4 protein-coding genes are annotated in these 3,765 nt (G+C 52.5%); 1 reads left to right on the top strand and 3 read right to left on the bottom strand.

Annotated features, from left to right (window positions below):
• On the top strand, nt 1-569 hold a 569-nt coding region (locus H6G62_RS26245), incomplete at its 5' end, for a PDDEXK nuclease domain-containing protein (RefSeq protein ID WP_190500700.1).
• Between the two features lie 479 nt (nt 570-1,048).
• Here the strand turns inward: H6G62_RS26245 and H6G62_RS26240 are convergent.
• The 3 genes from H6G62_RS26240 to H6G62_RS26230 all read right to left on the bottom strand — a co-directional run bounded on the left by H6G62_RS26240 (nt 1,049) and on the right by H6G62_RS26230 (nt 2,803).
• Complete coding sequence (locus H6G62_RS26240) at nt 1,049-1,519, bottom strand: hypothetical protein (RefSeq protein WP_190500698.1); 471 nt, start codon at nt 1,517-1,519, stop codon at nt 1,049-1,051.
• Nucleotides 1,520-1,622: 103 nt separating this feature from the next.
• On the bottom strand, nt 1,623-2,267 hold the full coding sequence (locus H6G62_RS26235; protein WP_190500697.1) for a hypothetical protein: 645 nt from the start codon (nt 2,265-2,267) through the stop codon (nt 1,623-1,625).
• A complete protein-coding gene (locus tag H6G62_RS26230; RefSeq protein WP_190500694.1) occupies nt 2,264-2,803 on the bottom strand; it encodes a hypothetical protein in 540 nt (179 codons plus the stop codon). Before H6G62_RS26230 ends, H6G62_RS26235 begins: the two co-directional genes overlap by 4 nt.
• Between the last annotated feature and the right edge of the window lie 962 nt (nt 2,804-3,765).

Raw genomic sequence — 3,765 nt, 5'->3', positions numbered from 1 at the left:
GAGCCAACTTTGATTCAATCCCATCCCAACTACCAGACCCTCCTGAACTACGGGGTTATCGCCGCATAGACTGGGATCACAGCCTCCTAAATCTGTCCGGAGTGTTGGTAGACCATATCCGTGACTTCCTCCTCGAACTAGGCATGGGCTTTGCCTTCCTAGGCAGTCAGTATCCCCTCGTTGTAAGTGGTAAAGAGTACCGACTTGATCTCCTCTTCTACCACGTCAGGCTCCACTGCTATGTGGTGCTTGATCTAAAAATGGGAGAGTTTGAACCGCAGCATTCGGGCCAGATGAGTTTTTACGTTGCTGCGGTCGATAATCTCATGCGCACTGAGGACGATGCCCCCACCATCGGCATCATTCTCTGCCGGAGCAAAGACAAAACCATCGTGGAGTATGCACTCCAAGGGAGCCAGCAGCCGATTGGCGTTGCAACCTTCCAAACCCAAGGGCAGCTCCCTCCAGATATCCGAAGCAGCCTGCCTACAGTAGAGCAGTTTGAGCTAGAACTAAGCACCGCTATTGATGAGATAGAGTACGAGGAAAGGGAGTCTCCCGGCGATTAGCTCCTTTTCTAATTGGCCAACAGCCCGTTGGCCAAACGGTTCTCCAGTAAAATTGAGGGCCTAACCATCTGCCACTCAACCAGGCCTTAGACTAGCGAAGCTGCGATTTTGGGCAACTTACCGATCAATCCCTCAAGCAGCAGGGGATTTAGGTAGTACACCACTTGGACTAGGCCTGAACTAATTTTCTTCAAAACTGAGTAGTGTTCAGTCAATTATTTATTGACGACTGAGATAAGGCCAGAGCTACTGATTTAGAAGATTCTGGCGCAAGAGTTACCCGTCATTTATTTCTTGACTGAGTAGTAGTACACTTTGAGCGCTTGTTCCCGGACGCTCAGGTAGGGTGTCTGGTGGGCGACCGGGAGTTTGTGAACAAGGAGTAGTGAGTTATCTGCTGCCCTGAGAGAGATGAACGATGTACTGAAGAATGAGTTTCCATCATAAGGCTCTGGTCTCTGCACCAAAGCCGACCCGTGCTAACGTCCTAGCCGAACACCTACACGCAAATCCAACACCTCATAATCCTGGGGGCGCGACACCCCAATCCGTACTTCGTGACCAAGGTAGTCTTGGCACAGAAAGTATGAGGTCTGGTAACGTACCGTGGCATCAAGCCGAGGATTATCAGCCACATCGGGCCGAAACAGCGTGTACTCAAAGTTGTTGACCTGTCCATCCCTCGCCAGCAGCGCCTTGAGCTGGTCATAGTCTGGATTCGTTTGCTCGAAGTCATCGAGAGAACGTCGCCAACTCCGCCGATACCCGTAGCCACACCAATCAGCGGGCTGGCGCAGGCCACGACTCGGCAATAGTAGAGAATTGGTGTGCAGGCACAGGTCGGTCACGTTGGAGGTGATCACCACAATGTTGCCTACCGCTTCCTGGTCAAGCAAGAACTCCAGAATGCGGCGGTAATCGGCTCCCAGCAAGTCCATGGTTTGCGTCAAAGTGACTTCCCCCTGCTTTGGTGCAGCCTGAACAGTCGTAATTGCGGAGATGGTGGACGCCACCGTCCTCGCCTGCCTCCATTCTAAGGGGAAAACCCAAGCCTCAAAGACGGCCTTTCTCAACCCAAATCGGCCTCACGTAAAACTTGCCTTCACCAGGCTCTAGCCGGAAGCCACCCAGCAGCAGTCCTAACCAAACCTGTACCAGAGGCCAGTCAAGCTGGGCCTGGAGATGGCGAACCTCGATAGCTTCTGGATTGACCTCAAACCAAACCCGGATCTGCTCCACCCAAGCGCCCACGGATTCATCGTAGGCCACAGCGATAGCCTGCTGGGCGGCCTCCATCTCATCCACCATCGCTAGGATGTCGGCTTTGTCTACGGTGGCCACCACCGAGTCTTCCTCGTGAACCCGCTCAGCCTTGATACGCTGCCGAGTTGGTGGCGCAACCATGTCCTCGGTATCGATCTGCTGACTGGAACGCACCAATCCCCTGAGCCAGTCTTGGGCCAGGGTCGGATCTTCCGGATCATAGACGGCTTGCCATTGCTCGAAGAGGGCTTCGGCTTTGGCCTGGTGCAGAGTCGCCAGTCGTTCAATCACCGCACCCCCGACCGCCAGTTGTTCATGCCAATCCAAACCCACTAAGACAGGTTCAATCGCCTGCCAAAGCTGACCTAGGTTCGTGGTTTCTGGATCAACTAAGGCGGCATCGAAGGCTATCTCTAGGGTTGAGGGTGTCGTCATGTTGCCGTCACCACGAGTTCAGGCACAGCGGTTGGGTCAGATCCCCGCAAAGGACACCCCTTAATCGGGCATTCGGTAGGCTCTAGGCGAATCTCAGCCTCGAATTGATGAATCTGGGGATAGCGCTGATGGATTTCATCGAGCACCTGCACCAGGTATTGCTTCAGCCGACGCCCCGTCATTCCCGCGCAGTGGATGGGTCGCACCCTCAATAACGGCTGGTCGCCCTGCCAAACCGATGCGGCTACAGCGTGGACAGGACTATCGGCTCGTTTGGTTCGATAAAGGTAGAGATAGGCCGCCGGGGGTAAGTCCACTTCAATCTTCAGTTCATCCACCTTGACCCGGTGCTGACTGGCCCGATATTGCTCTCGCCGCTGCACATTCACCTGGCCCCGATGACGATAGTGGGAGCGACGGCGGTGACAGCGTGACGCAATCCAACAATTGTCGCCTCCAGGGCCATGGCGATGCTGGGCTTCCTCAACTGAAAGCTGGGCGCAGGCGACACATTTTGGGTCAGGCTTGCGGGGCATCGGCTGAATCCCTGGCTCTGTCTAGGGTTTGGGCCATGTTGACCCCCTAACTTCATTCTAACGCTAAGTTGTGTAATTTGTAGTGTAAGTCCAGGCGATGTGCCAGTATCCTAAAATAAGGCTGCATGAGTCTAGTGATAAGAATCGCTAAAACCCTTGAAAACTCGTTGATTTTGATTGAGTGGTTGCTTTGACCGCAGCTATTCAAATATCAGAAAGCATTCATATGTAAAGAGTCTGAGCACTCATTAAAGTCTGAAGACTAAGACTGGACTAGATTGGCCTAGGTTCAACTATAGCCGTGGAGTGTGACAATCGCAGGTGAGATTGAACCGGGCGCGGAAATGGGATCGCTGAAACGAGGTTTTTGGCTTAACATCTCAGACTTTTGGGCTGGGGTGGCCCGTTCACGCGGCTCGTTAGGGCAAGCTACTAGAAACCAGTGCTTTTCGGTGTTGTGTCAATCAGACAGCACTATCCCCTGGATCTCGAACGATAGCCGCAGGCGATCCACGATGACGTCTTAATTTCAACCAAAATACCTCAATCGGCTTCGGAAGAGGCAGCCTTTCAAGCCTGAAACGGCCTAGCCATGAGTCCTTCAGGAGATGGTGCCAAATTTTACATGAATCGGTGCCATACCCCGAGAATATCCACGAAATTGCAGGGAGGGCACCTCGATTAATTGCTTTATTGCGAACTTAAAGAGACTGAAACCCTTGGAACCTCGTGGTTATTCTCAATAGAATCTGTATTTTTCGATGTACCCAAGTGTTCTAAGCCCTATGATTGCGCAACAAAGTCATTAATGAAGGTGCGCTTTACCGTATTTTGCTTTTCTTAATAATCTAATAGCTGGACAGTGGGAAGTTCTGTATCCGGTAGCGGGACGCCAAGAAAAACGGACATGAGCTGAGTCAATCGACCCATCATGTCCGAAACTGGCTGATGTAAAGCCTTTC

The sequence above is a fragment of the Phormidium sp. FACHB-1136 genome, from assembly GCF_014697375.1.
Lineage (GTDB): Bacteria > Cyanobacteriota > Cyanobacteriia > Phormidesmidales > Phormidesmidaceae > Nodosilinea.
The sequence above is the reverse complement of the archived record's forward strand: the minus strand, read 5'-3'. Positions and strand labels throughout refer to the sequence as shown.